Source organism: Desulfovibrio subterraneus, from assembly GCF_013340285.1.
Lineage (GTDB): Bacteria > Desulfobacterota > Desulfovibrionia > Desulfovibrionales > Desulfovibrionaceae > Halodesulfovibrio > Halodesulfovibrio subterraneus.
On sequence record NZ_BLVO01000013.1, the window covers coordinates 1 to 25,558 of the forward strand.

Below are 25,558 nucleotides of genomic sequence, written 5' to 3' on the forward strand. Positions count from 1 at the left end.
ATACTGCCAGGGAGCTGGTGGGAAAGTAGGCCGCCGCCAAGACTTATTTCCTGAACGAAAAACTCCGGTACCGATGAGGGCCGGAGTTTTTCTGTTTTGGGGTAAAATCACATCCCTTCAGTTAGCCTTCCTTTTCTTCCTTCCATCCGTCTTCCATCATGCTTTCCTAGTTTCAATGAATTGGGCCTTGGTCTGTACTGGCTTAGTTGGGTTTTCACCGACTACATCAAGTGTTGGCTAGTTTTGCCCGTTGCGCCTTCAGCGGGACCAGAAGGGGCCTCAACCGGGCGGTGCCCGCCCTTAGCAAGGCCCCTCTGGACTCCCCTGCCTCGCCCCAGCTGGTCGCTGGATGTAGTTCCTCACGCCGTGGAAGCGAAGCGCTTCCAATCGGCATCAAGCTTCGGGGAAGGCTCTCTACGAGCATATCATGTCACATGCGGAGAATTGAGCCTTGGTCTGTATTGGCTTGGTTAGGCGTTCACCGACTACACCAAGTCCAATCTACTGTTCCCTTTTGCCGCCTTCAGCGGAGCCAGAGGGGGCCTCGGCCGGGGCGTACCGTCTGGCAACGTGCATCTGTATGGCTCGTGCCTCGCTTATAGCTGCTACTCGCTAGATTGGTGGCTGTATTGCTCCTTCATCGCAGACAGCCACTGGCACTCCTCAGCAAGGCCCCCTCTGGACTCCCCCTGCCTCGCCCCAGCTGGTCGCTGGGTGTAGTTCGTCCCGCCGTGGAAGTGAAGCGCTTCCAATCGGCATGTGATTCGTGAGGGGGGATTCAAGCGGTCTTGTTTTTTCAGTAGGCATGCGATCACAAGTCAAGAAACTCTGCTGATTCATTGAACTGAGATGTTAGATCATGTTTAGCGTCATACCGTAGCCCTTTGCTGTCGAGGGAGCATCGTTCAGTTTTCCGTGAAATTACATCCGAGACAATTGCAAAGGGTGAAGGTAACGGAAAGTACAGTCAGCGGTATATGTAGGAAAAGGCACAGCCTTTCATGAGCAAGAAAGCGCGGGGGGAGTGGAGAAGGGGCCGCGCGCTGGCGGCCCCGCTCTCCCTGCCAGAGGCAACAACGGGTTAACTTACTTTGAACTTAATGTAGTCAGTGAAAGTCTGATCGTGCCTGAACCAACCTTTCCCTCCTCATTGCATGTTTTATATAGAGGGCATGTGACGAGAAAAACACCATCAACAGGGCACAACAAGAAATACATCGGCAAATTATAACTCCCTGTTGAAAAACTTCTGTAAATCTATGACAATCATTTGAAACACAGGAGCGCAGATAATGAACTCAGCACACGAACAGGCCAAGATTATTTACATCGGTTACCACCCTCGTACGCAAGATGGCAGCTCTCCTCAATCTCGCCCCCTTAGTGACTCCATTGCGATAATGGACGCCTTCAATAATGAGCAGTGTGAGGGGACACTTCGGGCCGAGGTTGCTAAAATCGCATTCAGTGATCTTTGCGCCGTTGCCGTGATGGACACTTCAATGAATAAGGTCTGGCAATATATCTAATTTTAGCCGCAACCTTTGTTATTGCTTTCTCCAACAAATGGGACGCGCAAAGTAGATGCCAGCTGGTTGTATATTGTTTGATTTTCTACAGTCAAAGTAGACAATTTCGACAGTTTACCCAACGCTTCCAATAACGTATAAAGCTTCTTTCATGCGCATTCCACTGCGCCAAAGGAGGCTCTCATGCATATTTCTTACTCCCCCATAGGCTACTTCAAGACCCCTCATACCACGATTGAGGATATGCCCATTCAGCCGCGTGGAGCTGTGGGAATTCGTGGAACAGTATCCGTTAATGCGGAATATGCCGAGGGGCTGGCCGATCTGGATGGTTTTTCACACGTTATTGTTCTCTATCACTTTCACAAGGTGACAAGCCATGCGCTGACTGTTGTTCCCTTTCTGGATACGCAGAGCCGTGGTGTGTTTGCCACCCGTTCGCCCAAGAGACCTAACTCCATAGGGCTGTCCGTGATGCGCCTCGTTTCGGTTCGCGGTTGCGAATTGGAACTGGAGAATGTGGATGTGCTTGATGGAACGCCCGTTCTGGATATCAAGCCCTATGTACCCGGTTTTGATGTCTGGCCTGTGGAACAGGTCGGGTGGCTCGAAAAAGGTGAACAGGATGCGGAAATTATGCGGAGTGATGATCGCTTCAAAGATTAGTCCGCAATAACCGCAAAGTCAGGATGGGGGACTTCGTACTACGCATGGCGAAAGCTGGTAGCTTTGCACTTGGAATTTGATTCGAAGAGGTCCCGTTGAAGCGTTTCAGATTTAGGTGAATCCGTTGTTTTCAGTAAAAACGCATTGCCGTTACGCCGGAGGGTACGGTCCAAAAACGGATTTGCATCGTTTATACGAGGCGCAGGACCGTTATATTTTTGCCCGACGGAGCCCAAAAATATCGAAAATGACTTTGTAAGCAGTCAAAAGGCCCCGATGGGGCCTTTCAGATTTATGGTAATCCGTTGTTTCCAGTAAAGCCCCATTTCCGTTAAGCCGCAGGGTACGGTCCAAAAACGGATTTGCGTCGCTTATACGAGGTGCAGAAACGTTAGGTTCCTGCCCGGCGGAGCCACAATCCTCGGAAATGTTTTTTTAACAGTCAAAAAGGCCCCGAAGGGGCCTTTTCTATATTTGGTGAATGTGCCGACTACTTGGACGCGTAGTCCAGAATGGCGCGGCAGAAATCAGGAAGGTCAGAAGGGCGGCGGCTGCTGATCTGGTTGCGGTCCACCACCACGGGCTTGTCTTCCCATATGGCGCCGGCGTTTTCCAGATCGTCCTTTATGCCGGGGGTGGATGTGCACCGATAGCCCTTCATGATCTTGGCGGAGATGGGAATCCATCCTGCGTGGCAGATATGCGCGATTAGCTTGCCGTCTTCATGCATGGCACGCGTAATCTCCAGCACCTTGGGGTCACGGCGCAGCTTGTCCGGAGCGAATCCTCCTGCCAGCACCAGCATGTGGAAGGTGGTATGATCCATATCCGCAATGGCTGCGTCGGCCACGCAGGGGTATCCGTGCTTGCCTGCATAGGTGCGGCCTTTATCAGGGCCTGCGACGACGACTTCCGCTCCGGCTTCTTCAAGGCGCAACTTGGGGTACCAGAGTTCAAGGTCTTCATATACATCGTCCACGAACATGAGAACGCGTTTTCCTGCGAGTATTTGCATGGGATACACTCCTTGTATTGCCGGTATAACACGGGAGGTGTTGCCGGATTGGCTCTGCCTGCCTGTATGCAATCGGGCGGAGAGCGTTATTCCGTAAAGATTGGGGTGGGCGTCTGTCTGAGCGGCCTAGAATGAAGAGTGTAGCATTATCTGCGCAACTGTTTCAATTTCCAGATGCAGATCTGCAATGGTTTCTTCCAGCTGCGGGAGCGGGAGAGCCAGCTTGTTCCATGAGAGCATGGAAACTCTGGGAACAAAATGGTCACCCCGGGCATGGTATCCGAGGGCCTTTGCCATGGCATCGGCAAGATGGATAATGTGATGGTCGTCAATGCCTTGTTCTGGTGCCTCTTCCGGAGAGTGGTGGAAGCGTACAGCTGCTGTTGTCGCAGGGCTCAGATTCCATTTGGCGAGAATGCTGGCGCCAACGTCCACGTGGCTGAAGCCGAACACCGTAGTTTCGGCTGCGTGCATGGAAATCCCCTTGCCTATGGCAAAATTCTGAACAGATTCGGATTCATCGGGAAATGCACCCAGAATGAACAGCCGTCCTATGTCATGCAGAAGGCCGTCCACGAAATAGCGCTCGGGCTCGGCCCGACCTGTCTGCTCTGCCAGCCGTTTGGCGATAGAGGCGCAGGCGATGCTGTGCAACCAGAACTCTTCAAGCGCGAGGCCCTGCAACTGCTTGTTTAAACCGCTGATGAGCGTTGCTCCCATGGCGAGGCTTGCAAGCGGCCTGAGGCCGATAAGCGCCACCGCCCGGGAAACGGTTTCGATTTTGGTGACAAGACCGTAGAGCGGACTGTTGACCAGACGTAAAAGCGAGGCAGTGAGTTTTACGTCATTGCTGATGATTTTGGCGATATCACTGGCGGAAGCCTTGGGTGAATGCATGGCTTCCTGCAACTGCACCACAAGCTGCGGCAGGGATACCAGATTGATCCGCTGGGTCAGAAGGGTGCCCATGGAGCAGCCTTTGCCGATGCTGGGGGCTCCCAGTGTCTCCGACGGTATAGGCTGTTCGGCGGAATGCCCCGTGTCTATGCCCTGGGCAATGCGTTCGAGTAATTCGGTGTAGGCAAAGCGCACCAGTTGTGCCACGAACGGATGATCGTGGTTGGTATACCTGAAGCGCATTTTGAGAAAGGCTTTGGCCTTATCCCGGGCCTCCGGAGAAATGGATTCCAGAACTTCTTTCGTGATCATGATATTACCAAGTGCGGCAGAAAAGCCGCACTTTGCTTATTGTGCTTCGCTCATCCAGCTGATGGTTCGATCCAGTCCTTCCGCAAAGGGTACGACGGCCTGAAAGCCTGTGCAGCTGTTGAAGCGGGATACATCGGCACGCGAATGATAAATGTCGCCAGCTCTCGGCGTGGCAAACAGAACATTGCTGCCCTTGCCGGTGTTTGCCACCACCTGATCCGCAAGTTCCCGCACGCTGATGGAATTGCCGGTACCCACATTGTAGATGCCGGATAGGGGAGCGGCAACGCCGGTTGAGGGAGCAGGGACAATTCCGGCTGCAATGAGGTAGGACTGCACCACATCGGAAACATAGATGAAGTCGCGGGTCTGCCCGCCGTCGCCGAAGATGGTAAGGTCTTTGCCGTCCACTGCCTGCGTGATGAATTTGGAAACAACACCGCTGTAAGGGCTGCTGGGGTCCTGCCGTGGGCCGAAAATGTTGAAGAAGCGCAGGGAGCAGCCTACACCGCTGTTCTGCATGAGGCTTGAGGACAGATATTTCGAGCGCCCGTAAGGGCTGTTGTGGATGGTGGCGTCTGTTGCGTATTCTTCCTTGAGCGGCAGGCGGGGATCGTCACCATATTCGGCGGCCGATCCGGCAAAAAGAAATGCCTTTGCTCCGGCCTGCACTGCCTCTTCATGCAGGGCCTTGGTTGCCGTATAGTTGGTGGCCATGGTGAGTTCCGGATGTTCCATGGAAAAAGCGACCATGACCACGGCGGCAAGATGAAAAATGTATCGGATGTCTCCGCAGAGGGCAGAAGCCGATGCAAGCACCTCGTGGTGCGTTATGTCCCGCTCAAGGTAATGGAAGAGCGGGTTGCCGAAGGCTCCTGACAGATTGTGCGCTTCATTGCGGGGGCGTATGTCAACGCCGACAACCGGATATCCCATTGCGAGCAGCGAATCGGTGAGGTGGCTTCCTACAAAGCCGGCGCAGCCGGTAACAAGGCAGGCGTGTCTGGTTTGAGAAGGCATGTCGTATCCTGACGGGCTAGCCGATAGGCTGCCGGGCAAAGGTTATGTATTCGAGATTGCTGATGTTCCAGTCGAGCCGCCAATAGGCGGCAAACAGAGCCGTAAAACAGGAATAGCAGTAACCGTAACCGTAGAATCCCGCATCCATCTGCGTGGTTATCCAGCTGAAGAAACCGTTGGTGACCAGAAACAGGGCGGATATGAAGAGCACATCCCTGCGGCGGTCAAAATAGAACAGTATAATAATAACAACTGACAGCAGTACCTGCAAGAAGGCTCCTGTCAGGGCGATACGGTAAATGGGAATCTGAATGGGCGAGAGTTGTGCCATGGCGATGATCTGTGGCGCAAAGGCGATGCACAGCACGGTTATGGCCCCCTGAATGATGAGTATCTCGCGCAGCGAGTTGTGCAGCGAGTCCACAAGTCTGCTTTTTTCATCCAGAATGGCATGCAGCGGTAGGTTCTCCATCACCTTGGCATAGTAGAGCCTGTAATGATCGTAGAACGTTGTTTCCACCTTCATGAGAAAAATGGCAAGGGTGGGGACAATGGTCAGGTAGGCGAAAAAGACAGGCCCTTCGTAAAAGTCGTGCGTCTTGAAGAAAGGCACTATGGTGCGGGCATCCGGTGCCAGCCAGAAGATGATTTTATCTATCCATATGGCAAGATTATACATGATGCCGATGGCTGCAAGTTCCCAGTATTTTATGAAATATCCCCACATGGCCTTATCAAAAACGGCCCCGAGATGGAATTCGGCAAGCAGGCGGGAAAGCAGCCAGAAGAATATGACCGACTGCCCTATGAGGTAGCCGAGCATGTGGCCTTCCGGCCCAAGAATATGGCTGAGCCACAGTGCTCCGCCAATGCTGATGGCAGTGCCCACGGCAAAGGCCAGCACGATCTGAATATAGTCCTTGATTGCGGAGATGAAGATCATGGCCAGCCAGATAAGGCTGACCACGGCGAACAGCATAACCGCGAGCAGTTTGTAATACCCTGAAATGTCGAACCGCAGATAGGCGAGCGCAGCAAGCGGAACGCCTATGCAGAGAACTGCGGCGCAGCAGCTCCAGAAGGCGCGCATGGTGGATTCCGCCCTGCCGAGAAAGAGCTCATCCGCAAGATAGCGGGTGGCAACCAGCTGGAAGAAGCCCACAAAGACAAGTGAAAAGGCGTAGGTATAGATGATGGTGGAGCGGAACACCTCGTGCTCCACGTTGGAGAGCGTCTGCTCCCTGAACAGGCCCAGCACCGAGAGCGTGAAAATGCTCATGAGCCATGGGCCGGAGGAAATGAGTGCCGCATACAGATAGGCGCTCAGCTCGTTCAGGTAGGAACCCTTGCCTAGAATGCGCCGCAGTTCAAAGCCTATTCCTGCCATGCCGGTTCCTCCGCGGCGGGGCCGGTTCCACCCGGTCCTGTCCAGTCCTGTAACTCCATTAATTCCCGATAGACCGTATCATAGCGGGCGTTGAGAGCGGCCTCACTGTAAAATCGGGCAATCCGCTCACGTCCGGCACGGGCCATGCGCCGCCTCGTGGCAAAGCTGCCGAGTATGGAAAGAATGGCGTCCGCCGTGTCGGAAGGGTCGGCAATGCGTGTAACAATGCCTGAAGGGCCAAGGCTCCGGTCTTCCGCAATTCTGCCTTCGAGCAGTTCGCGGCAGGCCCCTACGTCGGATGCGACAACGGGAATGCCTGCGCAGTTGGCTTCCATTACCACCAGAGGCTGGGCTTCGCTTATGGAGGTCAGCACCACAAGGTCGAGCTGCTGGTAATATTCCCGCACGTTGACCCGCCCGAGAAAACGGACCGTATCCTCAAGCTGGAGCACTTTGACCAGATCAACGCACTCTTCATAATATTCTTCATCTTCTTCTGTCGGGCCCATTATCCAGAAACGCACGTTATCCATTTTCAGAGAGACAGATTTGCAGGCGCGTATGAAGGTTTTTACGTCCTTGATGGGCACCACACGTCCCACAAAGCCGATGGTGAAGGCATCCTGCGTCTCTTCGGGATACGTGGCGGGCTTGAGATGCCGGAAGCCTTCCAGATCGATGCCGTTGGGGATGACTTCGGTCCGCCATGGGGCGGCACCGTCCTTTATCTGCATCTGCCTGTTGCCCTCGTACAGGGTGATTATGCGTTCGGCATAGTGGTAAGTGATGCGGCCAAGGGCGTAAAAGGTTTTCACCCACAATTGCTGATAGACACCAAGGTCCTTGTTGACCCTGAGTCGCTTGTCTTCCTTCTGCTGCAGAGATTCGGACTGGGCAATCTCGATTTTGCGTTCCTTGGTGTAGATGCCGTGTTCCGTGAGCAGCAGGGGGCGGCCGGTAGTGATGCGGGCCACAGCCCCCAGCAGCCCTGCATAGCCGGTGGAAACGGCGTGGTAGGCACGAGCTTCAGGCAGCTTTACGCTCATGACCTTGAACATGGGCAGGTGCGTGAACCGATAGGTCCAGAAGTAGTTCATGAACGGTGCATCGGGGACATGATCCTCGATCTGTTCAATGAGAAAATCCCACGCCTTTTTGCCGTGCATGAGCTCCCACAGAGGGTAGCGGCTGTTCTGAAAGGCCTCGATTATGGCTTTGAGATCATCGTGCGAAAGTTTCCCCAAGGTTTTATGGAAGGACCGTATCTCTTCGATCTGCCGGTTGCCGAAGTGGTTGAACAGACTTCGCTTCGGCTTTTCCACATCGTGGATGTAAACGACTTTGGGGGGCAGAAAATTAGGAGGAAGCTCATATTTGTATTCGTGGGGTTCCTTTTCCGAAGGCAGGATGCACAGCGCCGTGAACGTGATCTGCGGCAATCCTTCGACCAGATTGTGCACCCACGAGGATACGCCGCCGGCGACAAAGGGATAGGAGCCTTCCAGTATGAGACAGACATCTGCGATCATGCCGTTTCTCCGGATGCATTGAGCGATGACGGGATCCGCTGCGCCCAGAACGCATAGAGTGCCCTGTTGAAGTCGTCCGATTCCTCTGAATCGGGCATGCGTGTCCGCATACTGCGCATTTCGTTCGTCAATTGCAGCCAGTCGCGTTGTTCGTAGAATACCCAGCACCGTCCCAGTCGCGCCTCGATGAACGTTTCCGGAAAATTGAGGGCGGTATCAAAGGCATTGAGGGCGGCAGCGTGTTCCTGAAGTTCCATGCTTATCTTCCCGATTTCAATATATGTTGCATGGTCCTGTTTTTCTTGCTCAAGATATTTGAGAAACAGCTTACGGGCCTCTTCCAGGTAGTAGGTTTTCATGCTGGTTTCGGGCAGGCCGCTGTGAGCATAGTCGCGGCAGGTTGTTGCGTAGTCGCGTATGGCCCTGCTGTTGCCGGATGAGGAAAGTTCCTCGGCCTTTTCAAGCCGTTGCATGGCGCTTTCTTCAAGCTGCGAGAGGGCGGTATGCGCAAAGAAACGTACTTCAGTTGAGGTGTCCGAAAGACTTTCCTTGAGCAGCTTTATGGCGCGTGCGCTTTTCATGCGTTTGAGCAGCATGATGGCTCCGCGTTTGAGGTCTTCATCATCTCCCAGAAGAATATCCACAATGGGCTGGGTGGCCAGTTCTTCGCGGAGCATGTCGTCCATGGAGCGCTGAATGACCACTTCTTCGTCTTTGGTAAGCTTGAGTGCCTCATGCTCGAAGCCGTGGGCAAGCCCATGCGAACGGAAAAACAGTTTGGTGAGTGACACTGTCAGCATCATGCCCGTTATGCCTATGACCGGGAGAAAAAGGGCGATAAGCCCTGTCAGTTTGGGAATATACCAGCCTGCACCGGGAATGCGCTCAGGCTGGTAGGCATAGCCCAGGGGCAGGGCCGAGGCGAGCAGGTGCAGCAGACCGGCAAGCACCCACTGCTGCGTGGTGGGCGGAGCCGTATGCAGCAGAACATAGCAGGCCGCACCTTCAATGCCCATGGCAACAAGAAAGACTGCCTGTAGCAATACGGTTGCCCGCATGTGCAGTCTGCGGTTGCTTATGTGCTGGTTTGCCGGCTCAGACTGTGATAACGGCGTCATGAATATCCTCCGCCATGGCGGCCAGAAGTTCGTCCGTTTCCTGCATGGCCTCTACCATGGCGGCGGTTCCCACCCGCAGTGCCATGGCATTCGATTCCAGTTCAAAGCTCATGATCACGAGCGCCTGATAGGCTCTGGCGATGTTGTTCACAACAACTCTGGCACCTGCAATGGGGGTGGTGGGCAGCACTACAACAAAGGCTCCCGGGGTGTCGTGCATGAACACAAGGTCGATATTGCGCAGGTGGGACTGAATCACCGATGCAAATGCCACAAGCGTTGCCTGCTGTTCTTCGGGGATGCGTTCCGTAAATCCGGGAATTTCCAGATAAATGATGGAGAGTTCCAGTCCGTAGCGTTTGGCCCGCAGAAATTCTTCATGCAGTCTTCTGCGCAGGTACTTGCTGTTGTACACGTCGGCGATTTCATCGGTGATGAGTTTTTCGCGTGTGTTGTGGTGAAGCAGGGCGTTTTCAAGGCTGGAGCCGCACCAGTCAGCAATGAGCTCGACCATGCGGATGGATGCCGGATTGAACTTGAGGAAGGGCATTTTCTCAACCACGAGCACGCCCACGGCCTCCATGCCGCTGCCGGTGAGCACCGGAGCGGCGATGAGCAGGCCCGCGTTGTCAAAATCGTTGCGCAGCGCCATGTCTATGGTGACGGCTTTGCGTTCTCTGTACACTGTTGCAAGGGGTTCGGTTTCCTGCCCCAGCACGTTTCGCGGCCGGGGCGATGTGGTACGTTTGGATGCCTTGAGGTGGAACGTGTTGTTTTCCATCATGTAAATGGAACACTCCTCCACATCCAGATACTGCCGCAACAGGTCGAGAATGGCCATGTAGATGGATTCTGCCTCAAGAGTGCGCAGTGCCTGAGCGGCCTCATAAATGGTGCTCAGGGTATGCTCCTGCGAGAAGATGCGCGTATCCATCTCCACCTTGGCCTGTTCCAGCGTCTGCATCTCCTTCTTCTGTTCCCCGGCAAGGCGCGTGGATTCCTTCAGCGCGATCTGCGCGTTGATCAGCTCCCGTATGTGTCCCTGCCTGATTTCGCCGAGCGCCATGCCGGTTACCCAGAAAAGGAGGGGAGGCCCCCACAGATCCATGGAGCGCAGTTCAAGCAGCGAAATATCCGTAATGGCAGCGGCCTTGAACAGCAGGTAGAGCAGGGCGGCCATGAAACCTGCGAAAAACCCGGGGAAGAAGCCATAGCGCACGGCAATGAGCACCACCACTATCCAGTAGGGATGCGGTTGCACCTGCATGAACCCGATGTCGCTTCTGAACAGCAGGACATTCAGCACGGTGATGAGCATAAGGCCGAGCAGGGTTTCCAGCAGGTAGACGAGGCGGCCTTTGCCTGTGATTGCCTTGGGGGTGATTCTGGTTACTGTCATGGCTTTCTAGAACCGGAAGATGATGGATGAAGTAAGGGCCTTGGCTTCGCCGCCGCCAACCTGACCGGTATCGTTGTTGTATTCGAATCCTGCATCCAGATCGATGCGCTCTCCCAGCCGGAAGCGCAGTCCGCCGCCTGCACCGAACAGCGGGGAGGGGCGGAAGACGTCGTATCCTGCGGAACCGAAGGCGCGCAGGGCCACGTAGTCGTTGTACCAGTGGAGCATTTCAAGGCGCAGGGCGTGGATGTCTTCCTTGTCCACAAGATCAACGGGCCGCTCGGCAGGGTCGTTCTGCCGGTAGTGCTGCCGGGTGCGGGTGAAAATGTACGAGGCGGAAAGGTCGGGCAGGTAGCGGATGCTGCGGGTAAGCGCAAATTCCTCACGTTCCTGCCAGGAATAACCCGAGATATTTTCAAGCGAATACCGCACGGCACCCGCCGAGGCACTCATGGACCAGAAGTCGTTCAGGGGGCGCTCGTAGCGTGCCGTGTAGGTGTCAGTTGTTCCTTCGCGGTCCACGGCATCCAGCGTGGAGAGCCACGGGGCGTTGAGTTCACCTTCAAGGCTCAGTGTGCCGCCCAGAAGGTCGCGGCGCTCGAATCCGGCCTCTGCTCCCATACCTTCCGCCTTGCCCGAGAAATAGCTTATGCCGCTCAGAAGGCTCCAGCGGGTGTTGATGTCGTTGCGGGCGCGCACCGAGTGGCGCAGAATTTCCGTGGCTATGCCGGTGGTACCCTGATTGTTGCCCTTGCGGTGTATGCTGCTACGTTCTTCGGACACGGCAAGCCGCCATGCGGGATTGAGCTGCCGGCTGTATTCCGTTTCCAGCGTGTTGATGGAAATATTGCCGGTCTGCACCTCGGAACGGAAGTCTGCACGAAGCTGGGGGCTGTGGTCACGGCAGATGATCCGCACTGCTTCGGCCGCATCCGTATTTCCGGGGTCGGCATCAAGGACGTCGCTGAACAGCGCCAGAGCTCCGTTCCAGTCTCCCGCATTCAGGCGCGCGTAGGCATAATCGGATTTGATATCCGTATCTTCGGGTGTCTGTTCCAGAATGGTTTCAAGCCATGGAAACGCTGCCTCGTAGTTGCCGTTCTCATCGGCCATGAGCAGATAGAGTCTGGCGGTCTGGCGAATGGCATCAAGGCTTTGAGGGCTTCTGACACGCCACGCCGCAAGCTCGGATTCCGCTTCTGCCCAGCGCCTTCCTTCGAGCAGGGTATCCACGTATCCGGCGACGATTTCTTCGTCAGGGCCGTATTGGGTGAGGAGCACGCGGTACATGGCGCGGGCGCCTTCATGGTCGCCCTGCATGAAGGTGCTGCGGGCGATGATGAGCGCCGCCTGCCTGCTGTCGGCATTGAAGGGCGTATAGGGAGCCCTTTGTTCAGGGGCCACGGCTGCCTCTGCGTTCGCAGTCACTGCTTCTCCGGGTGCCGTTTGCCCGTCTTCGGCCAGAACAGATGTCAGCATAGGCGCAGACTGTTCGCTATCTGCCAGAACAGATGCAGACTGTTCGTTATCTACCAGAACAGACGCAGGCTGTTCGTTATCTACCAGAACAGACGCAGGCTGTTCGTTATCTACCAGAACAGATGCAGACTGTTCGTTATCTACCAGAACAGATGCAGACTGTTCGTTATCTACCAGAACAGACGCAGACTGTTCGTTATCTATCTGTCCAGATGCAGGCTGGGGTTCTGCCCTAAGCGGTGTCTGATCAGCCGTAGAGACCGAAGAGGCCTGAGCCACGGGGTCAGCAGCCGTGTTTGCCGCAGAGAGTTGTGCTATGTTTTGCGGCTCACGCAGCAGGGCCTCGGGAACCGTGCGTTCTTCATGCAGGGTCGCATCCATCTGGCGTACCACGGCTTTTCTGCCGCTTATACGCAGATAGGCTTCGGCTGCCTGTCGTGCTGCTTCCCTGTCCGGCGAGGCGGTGAGTTCCACCACGTACCACGGGGAGCTGTCCGCACTGTAGAGCAGCAGCATGCGTGCCTCCGGCGTAACGGACGAGCGCATGCGCAGCACTGCCTGTGCGGCACCGGCAGGATTGCGGGCAGAATCGGTCTGCACGGACCATATGCTGCCGGCGGGAGCGGGCGGTATATCAGTTACCGGAGCGTTATCTGCCGCGCGCAGTGCCGCAGTGCAGGTAGGCAATACCAGCAGTGCCAGCAGCGCCGGAAGGCAGAATCTCGTGAATATGCGGGCCGGTATCATTGTGTGCTCCGGGGGGCTTCCGGTCCTTGCGGTTGAAGAGCTTTCACGCGCGTGGTTCGGTTATTGTCTGTCGAGTCGGATTTACCGGATTTACCGGAGGGGCCGAATATACCGGACGGGCCGGATGCATCGGGTGGCCGCAGAACGCGTTTCAGTAAACGGGCGGCCGTCTTGTATTCCCTGAGAGCCAATTCCGTTCTGCCCGTGCGGGTATACAGTTCTGCAAGTCTGAAGTGAGCGTCGCCATCGTCTGGATATCGGCTGTTGAACATGCGGAAGCGCTCAATGGCAGCCCGTGTGTTGCCCTGTTCTGCGTATACCATGGCCGAGCCTTTGAGGGCTGTGGCATTTTCAGGTTCAGTTTCCAGCAGTTTATTGAAAATCGCAAGGGCGGGGGGCAGATGCTCAGCAAAAAAGGCCTCTGCCCCGAGGTTGGCAAGGAAAGTGGAATCGTCGCCGTAAGCCCGGGTCAGCCGTGGATAGAGCTTTTCTGCCCGCTGCCGTTGCCCCGCGAGGTTGAACAGGCGGGTGATGAGCAGGGCGCGGTCCTTGGGCAGCGGGTCCCTGTCGAGCAGCGGGCCGAAGAATTCCAGCGCCTTCGCCGCCTTGCCGGTATTGCCGTATGCCTCGGCCAGCGCAAACCGGTCGTTCTCTTCAAGCGAGGCAAGGCCGTATGATTCATACATGTCGACGGAACGTTCGTACTTGCCAGTATACAGGGCGTTGCGGGCAACTTCCAGCATGGTGGGGCGGTCCTGCGGCCGGATGGCGAGGGCCTGCTCGAAATAGCGCAGTGCCTTTGCCGTGTCGCCTGCGGCGGCCCATGCCGCGCCTGCACCGGATGCGGCCTCGAAGTCGTTGCGCGAGGCATCCGCCAAGTGGGTCCACGTTTGTGCTGCAATGGTGTAGTGACCGGTGTCGAACGCCAGTCGTGCCACCTTGCGGCCGAGATTTGTGTCTGTCGTGTCAGCTCTGTAAATCTGATACCAGAGGCGGAAGGCCTGTTCGACCAGTCCTGCCTCTTCTGCCATGGTGGCCCAGCGGCGCAGCAGAGCAACATCCTTGCCGGAGCGCATGAAGCGGGAAAGCAAAGACTCAAAGGCAGAGGCATCACCCTGTGCTGCAAGAGCCTGTGCGGAAGTCATGGCAAGGTCTTCATCATCCGGCCGCAGGGTTCCTGCAATACGCAGGGCCTCCAGAAAACGGGCCGGATCGCCGGTAAAGGAGGCTATTTCCACCATGCGCATCACCTGCTCCCTGTCGCCCTTGGAGAGACGGGCCGCCTTGACGGCATAGGGCAGCGCCTTGACCGGATTCTCAACCCACAGCAGCACTTCGGCGGCTGTGTCCATGACTGTGCGCGAGGCAGGGTGCAGTGTTGCCGCAAGCGTTGCAGCTTCTTCCACCGTGGCAGGGGTACCGGTGTAGCCTGCTGCTTCCAGCATGGTCAGGGTATCCGGCTCAAGCCGTGTGGCGGTGGCAATCTTCTTCAGCAGGCGGTAGGCTTCTGCCGGTTCGCTGACTGTGAGCAGGGCGTCTGCTCCGGCTCTCATGAAATCCACATTGTCCGGTTCGCGGCCAAGAGCAAGGCGCACGGCATCCACTACAAGGGGGGGCTGACCCGTGGCTGCCGCCACATCAAGCAGGCGGACAAGCTGTTCGTGATCGGGGGTATTTTTGTCCGCTGCTTCGCGCAGCAGAACATAGGCTTTTTCGGGCTCGTTCAGCGCAAGGTGCAGTTCGACCTTTGTTTCCACTATATCCGGCCTGTCGGTGGGGAAGGGCAGAGCCTTTTCCAGAGCAAGGCGCATGGTGGATGGTTCACCCGAAAAAAGCGCGGCCGTGAGCATTCTGCCGAGAATTCTGAGCGTATCAACGGCAGTGGCAAGCAGCCTGTCAAACAGGTTGAGCGCCTTGTCCACCTGATTGTTCGCCAGATACACCTCGGCGAGCTGTTCCGCATATTCGGTCTTGTCAGGCACGGCGTTGGTAAGGCTTTCCAGCGCATATTCCACAGTCTGCATGTCTTCGGCATCACGCGCGGCTCTGCTGAGGGCGACGAGAACCTCTTCGTTGCGGGGCACCTGACGGTCTACGTCTTTGAGGTAGGCAACGGCCTCGGGGAGCAGGTTGTTCCATTGCAGCACCTGCGCAAGGCGCAGACGGGCGGCCACACCGCCCTGCAATGTATCAAGGCGCGTTGCAAACTGCCCGCCCTGCTGCACCATGCCGGTGCGCATGAAGTGTTCCAGACAGTAGGTGGTGTATTCTTCCGTGGAAACCGTTGCGCCGTCGCGCAGTTCTTCTTCGAGATTTTCGGAAACGACGAAGAGTTGCTGCATCAGCAGGTCGCGCAGGGGATCATAATCACCGGCAAGGCGCAATCCGGCAAGGCCGAGCAGTTCTTCACGCAGAACAGAGCGGATGGCCAGTGCGGTTTTCGTCGCGGTTGTACTTTCCAGCTGGATGAGGCGGGCCAGAGCAAGGCTCTCTTTATCCGGCATGCCGTAGTAGCGGTAATGCGAGACAAGTGTGCGCAGAATATCTGTACGGCCGGGGTCTGCCGCGAGTATTTCCTCATACACGGGCATGGCCAGAAGCGGCTGCATATTCCACTGATAATAGGTGGCCAGCGAGTTCAGCATGGCAACGTTGCGCGGCTTGAGCGGGCGCGCCTTCAGCAGGAAATCAATGGCCTGTTCCGGCTTGCCGAGCAGGTGATAGACCTCGGCAGCCGTTATGAGCAGGGGGTAATCTGAGCCGTCTTCAGCCACCGCCTTGTCTATGATGTCTTTGGAGCGCTGGATGTCGCCGCTCGCAAGATACAGCTCGGCCAGCTCCCGCCTGGTGGGGTAGACAAGCAACGTCAGGGTGAATACCGCGACGAAGAAGCAGAGGACGTAGAACGGATTGATTCTCACTGAATGCTGATCTCCACCCCGCCGGAAACCATGCCGGACAGGACAAGCGTGCCTTGCCTGTCGACAGTTACCGTATGCTTGCCGTTAACGGAGTCCACCGCCACCCGGGTGTCCGGTGGCAGGCCGCCGAGCGTGACCGTGCCTTTGCCGAATCCGTCATGCTGGAAGCGGACCTTCCGTGCATCGTATGTGAAGCCGCGTATCCAGCCGGTGGCGCTGCGGATGAACGGCCGTGCGTTGCGCGGATGGTCGGCGAGCACTATGCGGGCTTCACCGGCATCCGGTGCCAGATGCACGAAAAGCCCCTGAGGCTGCACATCGTAGCCGAGCACGTTCACCGAGTGCTCAAGGTCCGGCAGCTTTGCCGTGTCGTCATAGCGCACGCTGAGGCAGGCTCCGTAGTTGGTGAAGACATCGGCATCGCCGTCGCGCGCCACATGGGCCTGCGTAAAGGACTGCACCATGGGGGGATAGGCGGATGTGAACACCCGTGCGGTATCCTGACGGGCCATCCAGTCATAGACGTCCAGCACAGCCTGCAATGATGCTTCATATTCCGCACTGTAGAAGTGGTAGTACGCGTTAATGGGCATCAGTCTGCGCGGACTGCCTGTCCGTTCCATGGTGCGCGTGATGTAGCGGTAGGCATGGTAGGGGCCGGTCCACAGGTTTGTCAGAATATTCTCGTTGGCCTGTCCGGTGAAAACTTGCACATACGGCCCGACCTGCTTGTACAGGGGAGAGACCGTGGTGAGCGAGTTGTTGTGCTCGTCATAAATGGTATCGCCGCCGTTGATGTTCTGCAGGCCCGCCCCGGCCACTATGCGCATGACCGGTGTTTTGGGGTCGCATGAGCCGGACCACTGCATGAGGCGGCAGGGCTTGCCCGCCGGCGCGAGATGTTCGGTTATCCAGCGCGCCGACTCCACGATTTCCTTTTTGGGGTCGAAGGTATAGCCCTTGACGGGGATACCGTATTGCTCAAGGCCAAGTTTCTCTTTGAACATCATGGCCTTGGCGTCATCGCCGGAATCCCAGTAGAACGGATGGCTGAAACTGTGCGACCCCGGTTCCACGTTGGGCATGGCGAACATGCTGCGGGCCACGTCCATGAGGTGGGCGTTGCCTTCGTATTTCGGGTCCACTTCGGCCTGAATGACCGATACGGTCACGGGAAAATCCACTTTGGCGAGCACCCGGTCACGGATGATCTCGGCGCAGTTCCTGGTCTTGTCCACATTGGTGAAGCCGTTGAATCCGTCGGCATCAATGTGCGAAAAGGCTATGCGTTTGCCGTTCAGCGTGGTGGGGGTGAGGGCTGGCTGGCCACGCAATCCCATGCTGTCTGCAACAAAGGCGAAGGGGTCAATATAGAGCTGCTTGCGAAAATCTGCGGGGTCCATCCAGCGGATGTATTCCGGCAGGACCATGGCACCCGCTTCGGACACGGCAACGGCAATGCCGGTTGTGCCCTGCGCCTTGTTGCGCACGGTGAGCCACGGCGTGAGGCTCTTGTCGCCGGTGGCGGTGAACCGTTCAAAGACAGGCGGCAGGGGGGGGAGCCTGCGTTCAAAGTTCATCTGGCTGCCGACCGTTTCATAGGCGAGCAGAGTGCCTGCGGTGGTGGTTTGCTGTTCAAAGGCGAGGCCGAGCCGCGCCAGCAGTCTTGCGAGCGCCTCCTGTGTTGCGGGCGATGCTCCCTCTGCAATCTGCGTGGGATGGTTGAGGAAGATAATTCGTATGCCACGCTCGGAGGCAGCCAGAAGCCACCGGATGAGCCCTTCGGGATCATCTACGGTAAGTGCACTGTATGCGCAGACAACCGCACGCCATTCGGCAGGGTCGAGTTTGGCGGGCAGCGGATTGGCTACATCCTGATAGAATGAGAGCAGGCCGAAATAGTTGCCGGGCATGGCAAAGGCTCTGCGCCATGGGTTGTCAGTCTCAAGCTGCCCCGCGGCGCCGCTGTAAAGGATGAGTACCTTGCGGGCCACCGGCACAGGGGCGGCATGGCCGGATTCGGCTGTACCCGCCAGCACGGCGCAAAAGATGAGCAGGCACAGGCATATGCCCGCCATTCTGAAGAGAAAAGGGGTGAGGCGCTGTTGCATAGGTTCCCCCGGAAAAGCTCCCCGAAGGGGGTTAGCGGCCTTCCGTGGCGGAACTGAGCTCCTGCACGGCCTTTCGGCACAGGGTCTGCGTCAGCATGTTGAGCGAGGTGTCGCAGCCGAAGAAACAGCCGCTGCTTTCCGTCAAGGAAGCCGCCCAGATCACTTCACCGGTCTTTACATCCATCATGCGCAGGTTCACGCCCACAACAGGGCTCTGATCCAGCCCGCGCTTGTAGCGGAATTCACTGACTGAGCCGTAGAAGATGGTATCCACACCCAGAGTCTTTCCTGCACGACGGGCAACGGCCTTGTCCATCACGTAATCAAGGTCTTCTTCACCGCCCTTGAGTGATTCAATCATTGCCGTGGTTTCGAGGAATGCATATCCCTTGAGTCCATACAGTTCCGTGGAAAGAATGTCGCTGACAATGCGTCCCGCATTGGGGTGGGCAGTCAGGTTGACCAAAGGCAGCACGGCAGCGGTGCGCTCCCCGTCCGGCATGGCGGCGGAATTGAAGAAGTGTTGTTGCGAGGCTGAACAGGCCGTCAGCGAAATGAGAAGGCACGCGGTCATGATGCAGCGAAAGATGGTGTTCACGTATATCCCCCTGGTTGATTGCGTTAGATTTTCATAGCCTCAGGGCCGCTCTTTTGCAATAATAACAGTTATCAAAAACTCCAAGAGGGGCGCATGGCTACCTACTTTATACACTATTTGAAATATCACGTAAGTAATATTTTGGCGTTCCACATATTTGTGCTCATTATGCTCGCGTTGTTCGGCTCGCTTGCCGGGTGTGGTCCGGTGGGCGATCAGGTGCCGGAGCGCAGGGCGGACTCCACTGTCCGTGACGGAGCTGATTCCATGGAGGCGCCTGTGAGACATGTACGCATTGTACCGCATCCCCGGCGCTGGGCACTGTGGCTGCAGGGGGCGCAACCGGATGCGGTGGCTGCCTCGGCCACGGATCTTGTCGTGGTGGACTACTCGGCAGACGGCACGGATGCTGCCGCGTTTACCCCGCAGCAGGTTGCCCGCATGCAGCAGGGCGGTCGTAAGGTGCTGTGTTATTTTTCCATCGGCGAGGCAGAAAGTTATCGCTTTTACTGGGATGCGCAATGGAAGGAAGCGCCTCCTCCCTTCCTCGGACCCGAGAACCCCGACTGGCCCGAGAACTACAAGGTTATGTACTGGCACGAACAGTGGTGGGATCTGGTGCTTCGCCCCTACATGGACAAGATTCTGGCAGCCGGATTTGACGGCGTGTACCTTGATATCGTGGATGCATACTGGTTCTGGTATGAACAGGGCCGCGATCTGCAGCTGTGCGCTGACGACATGATCCGGCTGGTTGCCCGCATCGCCAACTACATGCGGACCGCCGGAGGTGCCGATTTCATCATCACTCCCCAGAATGCCGAGGGCATTTTCAACGATGCTTCGGAAGCCTCTGTCGCACGGTATCTTGAGGTCATGGACATGATCGGGGTTGAATCGCTGCTTTTCAATGTCACTCCCGAAGACAGTGTCTACCGTACGACCATGCTCAGAAAGGTCGCAGATGCGGGGAAGACCGTACTCAACATCGAGTATATTCCGCTGGAACGCATGGCAGAATACCGCAACGCATTGACCACGCTGCCGTTTGCGCCTGTACCCTATCGTGCCGAACCGGACAGGGCGCTGGATTCGCTTGCCCCGCAGACCCCCTGATTGTAGGCATGGCCTGACACCTGATGTACGGTGATGACGGATGGTGCCTGAGGTGGCAGATGGTATCGGGCGATAGATGAAAAGAAAATCAATTGCAGAACGGCCCGCCGGACAACGGCGGGCCGTTCTGCTGTTTTTGCGGGGAGTCGATCAGGCTTCGTCGGCGGGTACACGTGGGTATATGGGGGGGGGCTGCGCGGGCGTTTCTCTGATTTCCCCTAATTTTTCAGGGCTGTTGCCGGAACGGAAGTCTGACGGGGACAGGTGTGAGAGCGGGTGAGACGCCAGTGTTTTGACTGCAGAAGGAAAAAACTGCATATGGTGAAAGATGGTAATTTTATTAACTTATCGTAAAGATGGTGAATGATGCTATTGAGAATAGTTATTGCATAAGCTCAGCCCAGACTCAATGGGGAGGGAATTATGCCGGGGTTACAGCAAAATACAGGAATGCCTCAGTCTGCATCTGACAAGGCACAGCGCATTGTAGCGCGTCGTTTCAGGTACGCCGACCGTCATCCTCTGAACAGCCGCGACAGGGAGCTTGTCGAAGGCATGCGCGGGGTGGCGTTGGAGGCGGTAGAAATCATGCTGCAGATGGATATGGAAGCCTATCAGCTCGACAGGCCCATTCTGGGGGCGTTGCCGAGGTCCGGCGGGCCGCTGCGGGGGCAGTATACGCCCGAATCCTTTGTGCAGGGACGTTTTCACCTTGCTCCCATGCCGGGCGTTCTTGCCCGACTTGACGCATATTCCCGCAAGCATTCCGATTCCACCGATGAGCTTGCGGATATCATCCGCTACGATATGGTGCTCACCCTTGCGCTGCTGCGTCTGGTGAACAGCCCGTTATATGCGGGCGGCAGGGGCGAAGCTCCCATCGGTTCCGTGCGCGCAGCCGTAGGTATCGTCGGTGGCAGACAGCTTGCCGGGCTGGCATTTGCCGCAGGGCAGATGGGCAGCAGACTGAATGTGCCAGCGGAGCTTTCCATGACGGAATTCTGGCGGCATTCGCTGATGGTTGCAGGGCTTGCCCGCAGCCTTGCCAAGCGTGCCGGTTTTGAAGACCCCGAGCGATATTTCACCGCCGGACTGCTCCACGACATGGGGCGCCTGCTGCTTGTGGAACGCCTCGGGCATGCAATTGCCGGAGTCTACGGCGAAGCCTCTGCGCAGGATATTCCGTTCCATGTGGCGGAAACACGTGCGCTGGGGTTCGACCACGGCGCAGTGGGCGCAGCCGCACTGCAGGCGTGGGGTGTGGATGCCCGTCTGGTGAAGGCCGTGCGGGAACACCACAGTCAGGACATGGCCTCCGACAGTCCGGAATACGCTGCGGTGGTGGGTGTTGCCGACTTCATGGCGCGGGCGCTCGGATATGTTTACTGGACGGACGAGCACGTGCTGCCGCCTGCCAATGGCGCATGGCGTATGCTCGGCATACCGCTTGGGGATATTGCGGACGTGGCCAGGGATGGGTATGCGGAAATGGAACGGGCACTTTTTCTGTTCGCTGCGGAAGGCCGCACCAATCGTCACGCGGCGTAGCGCTGCAGGCTGCGGCATTGCATCGGCCTGAAACATCGGGTCATGGTATTGGCGATTCTTTGAAAGAAAAGGGGCGCGAACCTTGCGGTTCGCGCCCCTGCACACATTTCATACCCCCCGTCACTTGGGTATTTCTGGTGCTATTTGCTCATCTCAAGGCCGCGTTGGCGTGCCTCGAGCACAGCGTCGATTATGTTACCCCGCACTGCCGTACGGTCGAGATGGTTAACGGCTGCGATGGTAACGCCTGCCGGGGAACAAACCATTTCGCGCAGAACGGACAGATGCTGGTCCGACTCATCTGCAAGCTTCACTGAGCCCTTGAAGAGTTTGATGACCATATCTGTAGCGTCCTTCCGTGTAAAGCCCACGGTTACGGCTGCTTCCACCACGGCTTCCATAAAGTGGAAGACGTAGGCGGGGCCGCATCCGGCAACGGCGGTGAAGGCGTTGAACTTCTTTTCTTCCAGCACCAGGGCCTGCCCGATGGTGCCGAATATTTCCTGAATGGCTGTCTGGTGCTCGTCGCTGAGATCGGCGTCCTCGAAACACAGGGCAAAGATGCCTTCACCCACCATGGCGGGGGTGTTGGGCATGCAGCGTACAACGGGGCACGCCTTTTTGCTGTATTCCTTGAGCGCCGCCTGCGAAACGCCTGCGGCAATGGAGATGACAACCTTGTCCCTGGTCAGTGCAGGCGCGATCTTGCCCAGCACAGCTTCGACCATGTCCGGCTTGACGGCGAGAAGGATGTAATCAGCCTTTTCGGCTACATCTTTTTCGGACGCCAGAGGCTGGAAGTTGATGTCGTCCCGAAGGGCGGCAAGGGCGTTTTCGTTACGGTCAAAGCCGGTAAAGGCCAGACCTTCCTTTGCAGCGAGTCCCCTGAGGATGGCGGAACCCATGTTCCCGCATCCGATACAGCCAAACGTTTTCATTAGCCGGTGATCTCCAGAGCGTTGAAGAAGTAGCAGATTTCAAAAGCTGCGGTTTCAGGAGCGTCGGAACCGTGCACGGAGTTGGCTTCCAGGCTTACTGCGAAATCCTTGCGCAGGGTGCCTTCAGCGGCGTTGGCAGGGTTGGTGGCGCCCATCAGCTCGCGGTACTTGGCAATGGCGTCTTCACCTTCCAGCACGGAGCATACAACGGGACCGGAACACATGAATTCGACGAGGCTGCCGAAGAAGGGGCGTTCCTTGTGCACGTGGTAGAAGCCTTCGGCCTGCGCACGTGTAAGGTGGATCTTCTTCATGGCAACAACGCGCAGTCCTGCCTTCTGGATACGGTCGAGAATGGCACCTTCCAGATTGCGTTCGGTCGCGTCGGGCTTGATGATGGAAAAGGTTCTTTGCAGCATGACAGATATTCCTCCGATTGAATACGTATTATTGCAAGGGCATCCGAAGCAGCATTGCCGGATGCCGTTCCCACATCATTGCGGCGGAAGCGAGCCGACGGTCACCACTGTCACAGCCTTGTTGCGCTTTGCCTCCCATTGTTTGAGGGCGGCAAGCGTTTCAGGCAGCGGGTGGCCGATGGCAATGGCCTGACCTGTGGTCAGAGCAATGCGTTCCGCCTTTTCGAGCTGGTGCACGATGCTGGAAACGTCGCGGATGACGTCTATGAAGACGCTGCGCCTGTAGGCTTTCATCCCCGCGTTCTGCGCTTCGGCGTACAGCTTGGTCCGCGAATGGGTCCAGCTGTCCAGCACGAACAGGTTGTGCTTGCGCAGTTCATCCAGCGCAGCTCTGACGGCTGCGCGGTCCTGCGTGAAGCGTGACCCCATGTGGTTGTTGATGCCCACGGCCTCGGGAACCTTTTTCAGGTTATCCGCAATGATCGTGTGTATCTGGTCCGGCGTCATCTGCACGAACACCGTGCCCGGTCCCGGGCGTACCTCGGGGTAGCCGACGGGTTCCATGGGCTGGTGGATGATGATCTCCTCTCCATGCTTTGCCCCCAGTTCGGCCACCTGTCTCGTGTGGGTAGCACGGGGCCAGATGGCAAAGGTGACAGGGTAGGAAAGGGCGACCAGCTTTTTTGCCGCGCTGACGCTTTCGCCAAGGTCATCAATGACAATGGCGAGACGTCCGGACCCCTTGGGGGTCGTGTGTGGGTCTGTGGCAGGTCCGGGTGCCGGAGTGGTGCCGTTTGCAGCGATCGGAGGAACCGCTGATCCGGGCTCTGTCTGTGGTGTGGTGGTTTCCGGAACCTGCGGCGGCGTTTCCTGCGCGAGGGCTAATTCGTGCGTGGTTACGCCGTGCAACGAGATGGAATAGGTTGAGTCGGTGGTTTTGGTCAAGGTGGCATTTTGCGCCCATATTGCCAGTGATGCCGCTATGGCGTTGGCAATGTCCTGATTGGGCGCGCCGGAAAGACGTATGCGCTGGAAGTGGTATTCCTGCCCGCCGGCTGATCTGAGTTCGATCTCGTTCAGTTCTATGGAATTCTGGTTCAGGGCAAGGGAGCCAAGGGCCTGCAGAAGGGCGTAATCAACCTTTTTCACCCCTTCTTCAAGGGGGGCATCAAGGGATTCCTCATACGGCAGGTTGCCCGCGTCTGCCTGTTCGCGCATGGTACCGTTCTGTGCTGTGCGGGTGGCAGGCGGCTTATCGCCGAGCATGCCCGTATCGCGCAGGGTCTTAAGGCCGAGGGCCAGCGCCGCCACAAGGATGAGGCAGCATATGGCGCCCATGACGGGCAGTACCCAGCGGGGCAGTGAAGGGGGGGTCGGTTCAGTCATGTATCCTGTCAGTATCAGTTCTGCTGCGTTCCGGCGGTGCGGAACGGCGCGTCATGCGAACGGGGCGCGGATAACCGCGCCCCGGATCAAATCATGCTTCAGCACCCGTTAGTGGATGGTCTGAATTCTGGGCAGCGAGCGTACCAGTTGCAGTGCAAGGCGCAGCTGGTTGTCGCGGGTGAGGGCTTCGGTTGCTTCGGGGCTGCGCTTGAAAGCGGGCTTGCCGGATTCGCCGTTGCCGTTGGGGTTTTCCAGATGCCCGGTCAGGTCCTTCTCGCGCATGAGGCGGCGGGGATGGGCCTTGTCTTCTTCACGGGGTGCTTCAAAGGGCATGAGGATATCGGGCTGAATACCCTCTGCCTGAATGGACGTGCCGTTGGGCGTGTAGTAGCGGGCAATGGTCAGCTTGACCGCACCACCGTCGCTCAGGGGAATGATGTTCTGCACGGACCCCTTGCCGAAGCTGCGTTCGCCGATGAGCAGAGCGCGCTTCTGGTCGCGCAGGGCGCCAGCCACGATTTCCGAGGCGGAGGCGGAACCGGCGTTGATGAGTACGGTCATGGGTACGACAATGTCGGATTCCTGCGCGTGTGCGTTGAATTCACGGCTGTCCTTGCCGCGGCCGCGGATGGAGACAACCACGCCTTCGTTCAAGAATGCATCGGCAACGCTGATGGACTGGTCAAGCAGGCCGCCGGGGTTGTCACGCAGGTCAAGGATGATGCCCTGCAGTTCGTGATTCTTGGTATATTCGCCGATCTTCTCATAGAGTTCATCGGTGGTGCGTTCGGAGAAGCGCATGAGGCGCACCCAGAGGTAGCCGTCGTCAAGCACGCGGGTCTTCACGCTGATAAGCGGAATGACGTCGCGCACGAGCTTTACTTCCTTGGGTTCCTTATCGCTCTTGGAGAGTACGGTCAGCATGACCGCAGAGCCCTTGGGGCCTTTGATTTTGGAAACGGCTTTGCCCAGCGACATCTCCTGCGTGGACTCGCCGTCCACTTCCAGAATCAGGTCGCCGCTCTTGAGACCGCCCTTCCATGCAGGGGTGTCTTCGATGGGAGCAACTACCTTGAGGATGCCGTTTTCATCCTGGGTGATTTCAATGCCGATGCCGAAGAATTCGCCGGAGGTGGTTTCCTGCATCTCCTGCTGTTCCTTGGGGTCCATGTAGGTGGAGTGCGGGTCAAGCGACTGCAGCATGCCGCGCATGGCTCCGTCTATCAGGTCCTTACGGCTGACATCGTTAACGTAGAAGCGCTCAACCATATCCAGCACCTGACTGAAACGCTTGAGCGAATCGAATTTGCTTTGATCTTCTGTGGCCAGTCCGGGCACGCAGGAGAAGGCGAGAATTGCCAGAGAGGCCGCAGAGGCGACCCACATTGTCATGCGCATTACAGATCCTCCGAGAGACTGTATC

At 57.2% G+C, this 25,558-nt stretch carries 19 protein-coding genes; 4 read left to right on the forward strand and 15 right to left on the reverse strand.

Annotation, left to right across the window (positions count from 1 at the left end; genetic code table 11):
- The first annotated feature begins 1,292 nt into the window (after positions 1-1,292).
- The gene (locus HUV30_RS06925) at positions 1,293-1,529 is read left to right on the forward strand and encodes a hypothetical protein (RefSeq protein ID WP_174404718.1); all 237 of its coding nucleotides are present in this window, start codon (positions 1,293-1,295) and stop codon (positions 1,527-1,529) included.
- 183 nt (positions 1,530-1,712) lie between these two features.
- Entirely contained in the window at positions 1,713-2,195 is a 483-nt protein-coding gene (gene tsaA / locus HUV30_RS06930) for a tRNA (N6-threonylcarbamoyladenosine(37)-N6)-methyltransferase TrmO (protein WP_174404719.1), read from the forward strand.
- Positions 2,196-2,685: 490 nt separating this feature from the next.
- Here tsaA and HUV30_RS06935 read toward each other — a convergent pair whose 3' ends face one another.
- The 11 genes from HUV30_RS06935 to HUV30_RS06985 all read right to left on the reverse strand — a co-directional run bounded on the left by HUV30_RS06935 (position 2,686) and on the right by HUV30_RS06985 (position 18,728).
- Positions 2,686-3,210: a type 1 glutamine amidotransferase domain-containing protein gene (locus HUV30_RS06935; RefSeq protein WP_174404720.1), complete on the reverse strand. Its 525-nt coding sequence runs from the start codon at positions 3,208-3,210 to the stop codon at positions 2,686-2,688.
- A gap of 126 nt (positions 3,211-3,336) precedes the next feature.
- Positions 3,337-4,419: an HDOD domain-containing protein gene (locus HUV30_RS06940; protein WP_174404721.1), complete on the reverse strand. Its 1,083-nt coding sequence runs from the start codon at positions 4,417-4,419 to the stop codon at positions 3,337-3,339.
- A gap of 36 nt (positions 4,420-4,455) precedes the next feature.
- Positions 4,456-5,439, reverse strand: a complete 984-nt coding sequence (locus tag HUV30_RS06945; RefSeq protein ID WP_174404722.1) for an NAD-dependent epimerase/dehydratase family protein — start codon at positions 5,437-5,439, stop codon at positions 4,456-4,458.
- A 16-nt stretch (positions 5,440-5,455) separates the two neighbouring features.
- A complete protein-coding gene (gene pelG, locus HUV30_RS06950) occupies positions 5,456-6,826 on the reverse strand; it encodes an exopolysaccharide Pel transporter PelG (RefSeq protein ID WP_174404723.1) in 1,371 nt (456 codons plus the stop codon).
- On the reverse strand, positions 6,814-8,355 hold the full coding sequence (gene pelF / locus HUV30_RS06955; protein ID WP_174404724.1) for a GT4 family glycosyltransferase PelF: 1,542 nt from the start codon (positions 8,353-8,355) through the stop codon (positions 6,814-6,816). Before pelF ends, pelG begins: the two co-directional genes overlap by 13 nt.
- Positions 8,352-9,473 (reverse strand): HEAT repeat domain-containing protein, encoded by a 1,122-nt coding sequence (locus HUV30_RS06960; protein WP_174404725.1) that lies wholly within the window; start codon positions 9,471-9,473, stop codon positions 8,352-8,354. Before HUV30_RS06960 ends, pelF begins: the two co-directional genes overlap by 4 nt.
- Positions 9,451-10,872: a GAF domain-containing protein gene (locus HUV30_RS06965; protein WP_174404726.1), complete on the reverse strand. Its 1,422-nt coding sequence runs from the start codon at positions 10,870-10,872 to the stop codon at positions 9,451-9,453. The genes HUV30_RS06960 and HUV30_RS06965 overlap by 23 nt, the downstream gene beginning before the upstream one ends.
- Before the next feature lie 6 nt (positions 10,873-10,878).
- On the reverse strand, positions 10,879-13,098 hold the full coding sequence (locus HUV30_RS06970) for a tetratricopeptide repeat protein (protein WP_174404727.1): 2,220 nt from the start codon (positions 13,096-13,098) through the stop codon (positions 10,879-10,881).
- Complete coding sequence (locus tag HUV30_RS06975) at positions 13,095-16,019, reverse strand: tetratricopeptide repeat protein (RefSeq protein ID WP_174404728.1); 2,925 nt, start codon at positions 16,017-16,019, stop codon at positions 13,095-13,097. Before HUV30_RS06975 ends, HUV30_RS06970 begins: the two co-directional genes overlap by 4 nt.
- Positions 16,016-18,130, reverse strand: coding sequence for a polysaccharide deacetylase family protein (locus tag HUV30_RS06980; protein ID WP_174404729.1), 2,115 nt, complete (start codon positions 18,128-18,130; stop codon positions 16,016-16,018). Before HUV30_RS06980 ends, HUV30_RS06975 begins: the two co-directional genes overlap by 4 nt.
- Positions 18,131-18,161: 31 nt before the next feature.
- The gene (locus HUV30_RS06985; protein WP_174404730.1) at positions 18,162-18,728 is read right to left on the reverse strand and encodes an LpoB-related protein; all 567 of its coding nucleotides are present in this window, start codon (positions 18,726-18,728) and stop codon (positions 18,162-18,164) included.
- A 93-nt stretch (positions 18,729-18,821) separates the two neighbouring features.
- Between HUV30_RS06985 and HUV30_RS06990 the strand changes: the two genes are divergently transcribed.
- Complete coding sequence (locus HUV30_RS06990; protein WP_243452099.1) at positions 18,822-19,844, forward strand: MJ1477/TM1410 family putative glycoside hydrolase; 1,023 nt, start codon at positions 18,822-18,824, stop codon at positions 19,842-19,844.
- Positions 19,845-20,294: 450 nt separating this feature from the next.
- A complete protein-coding gene (locus HUV30_RS06995) occupies positions 20,295-21,392 on the forward strand; it encodes an HDOD domain-containing protein (protein WP_174404731.1) in 1,098 nt (365 codons plus the stop codon).
- Positions 21,393-21,532: 140 nt separating this feature from the next.
- Here the strand turns inward: HUV30_RS06995 and proC are convergent, their stop codons facing one another.
- The 4 genes from proC to HUV30_RS07015 form a co-directional block, all read right to left on the reverse strand.
- Positions 21,533-22,330, reverse strand: a complete 798-nt coding sequence (proC, locus tag HUV30_RS07000; RefSeq protein WP_174404732.1) for a pyrroline-5-carboxylate reductase — start codon at positions 22,328-22,330, stop codon at positions 21,533-21,535.
- Complete coding sequence (gene ndk, locus HUV30_RS07005; protein ID WP_174404733.1) at positions 22,330-22,749, reverse strand: nucleoside-diphosphate kinase; 420 nt, start codon at positions 22,747-22,749, stop codon at positions 22,330-22,332. The genes proC and ndk overlap by 1 nt, the downstream gene beginning before the upstream one ends.
- 75 nt (positions 22,750-22,824) lie before the next feature.
- A complete protein-coding gene (locus HUV30_RS07010; RefSeq protein ID WP_174404734.1) occupies positions 22,825-24,135 on the reverse strand; it encodes a divergent polysaccharide deacetylase family protein in 1,311 nt (436 codons plus the stop codon).
- A 108-nt stretch (positions 24,136-24,243) separates the two neighbouring features.
- Positions 24,244-25,533 carry a S41 family peptidase gene (locus HUV30_RS07015; RefSeq protein ID WP_174404735.1) on the reverse strand — a complete coding sequence of 430 codons (1,290 nt, stop codon included), beginning with the start codon at positions 25,531-25,533 and terminating at the stop codon, positions 24,244-24,246.
- Positions 25,534-25,558 lie beyond the last annotated feature (25 nt).

What these genes read in the sequence shown, in the direction of transcription:
- HUV30_RS06935 (WP_174404720.1), bottom strand. Translation starts at nt 3,210, where the DNA reads ATGCAAATACTCGCAGGAAAACGCGTTCTCATGTTCGTGGACGATGTA.
- HUV30_RS06940 (WP_174404721.1), bottom strand. Translation starts at nt 4,419, where the DNA reads ATGATCACGAAAGAAGTTCTGGAATCCATTTCTCCGGAGGCCCGGGAT.
- ndk (WP_174404733.1), bottom strand. Translation starts at nt 22,749, where the DNA reads ATGCTGCAAAGAACCTTTTCCATCATCAAGCCCGACGCGACCGAACGC.
- HUV30_RS06925 (WP_174404718.1), top strand. Translation starts at nt 1,293, where the DNA reads ATGAACTCAGCACACGAACAGGCCAAGATTATTTACATCGGTTACCAC.
- proC (WP_174404732.1), bottom strand. Translation starts at nt 22,330, where the DNA reads ATGAAAACGTTTGGCTGTATCGGATGCGGGAACATGGGTTCCGCCATC.
- pelF (WP_174404724.1), bottom strand. Translation starts at nt 8,355, where the DNA reads ATGATCGCAGATGTCTGTCTCATACTGGAAGGCTCCTATCCCTTTGTC.
- HUV30_RS06965 (WP_174404726.1), bottom strand. Translation starts at nt 10,872, where the DNA reads ATGACAGTAACCAGAATCACCCCCAAGGCAATCACAGGCAAAGGCCGC.
- HUV30_RS06960 (WP_174404725.1), bottom strand. Translation starts at nt 9,473, where the DNA reads ATGACGCCGTTATCACAGTCTGAGCCGGCAAACCAGCACATAAGCAAC.
- HUV30_RS06990 (WP_243452099.1), top strand. Translation starts at nt 18,822, where the DNA reads ATGGCTACCTACTTTATACACTATTTGAAATATCACGTAAGTAATATT.
- HUV30_RS06970 (WP_174404727.1), bottom strand. Translation starts at nt 13,098, where the DNA reads ATGATACCGGCCCGCATATTCACGAGATTCTGCCTTCCGGCGCTGCTG.
- HUV30_RS06995 (WP_174404731.1), top strand. Translation starts at nt 20,295, where the DNA reads ATGCCTCAGTCTGCATCTGACAAGGCACAGCGCATTGTAGCGCGTCGT.
- tsaA (WP_174404719.1), top strand. Translation starts at nt 1,713, where the DNA reads ATGCATATTTCTTACTCCCCCATAGGCTACTTCAAGACCCCTCATACC.
- HUV30_RS06980 (WP_174404729.1), bottom strand. Translation starts at nt 18,130, where the DNA reads ATGCAACAGCGCCTCACCCCTTTTCTCTTCAGAATGGCGGGCATATGC.
- HUV30_RS07015 (WP_174404735.1), bottom strand. Translation starts at nt 25,533, where the DNA reads ATGCGCATGACAATGTGGGTCGCCTCTGCGGCCTCTCTGGCAATTCTC.
- HUV30_RS06945 (WP_174404722.1), bottom strand. Translation starts at nt 5,439, where the DNA reads ATGCCTTCTCAAACCAGACACGCCTGCCTTGTTACCGGCTGCGCCGGC.
- pelG (WP_174404723.1), bottom strand. Translation starts at nt 6,826, where the DNA reads ATGGCAGGAATAGGCTTTGAACTGCGGCGCATTCTAGGCAAGGGTTCC.
- HUV30_RS07010 (WP_174404734.1), bottom strand. Translation starts at nt 24,135, where the DNA reads ATGACTGAACCGACCCCCCCTTCACTGCCCCGCTGGGTACTGCCCGTC.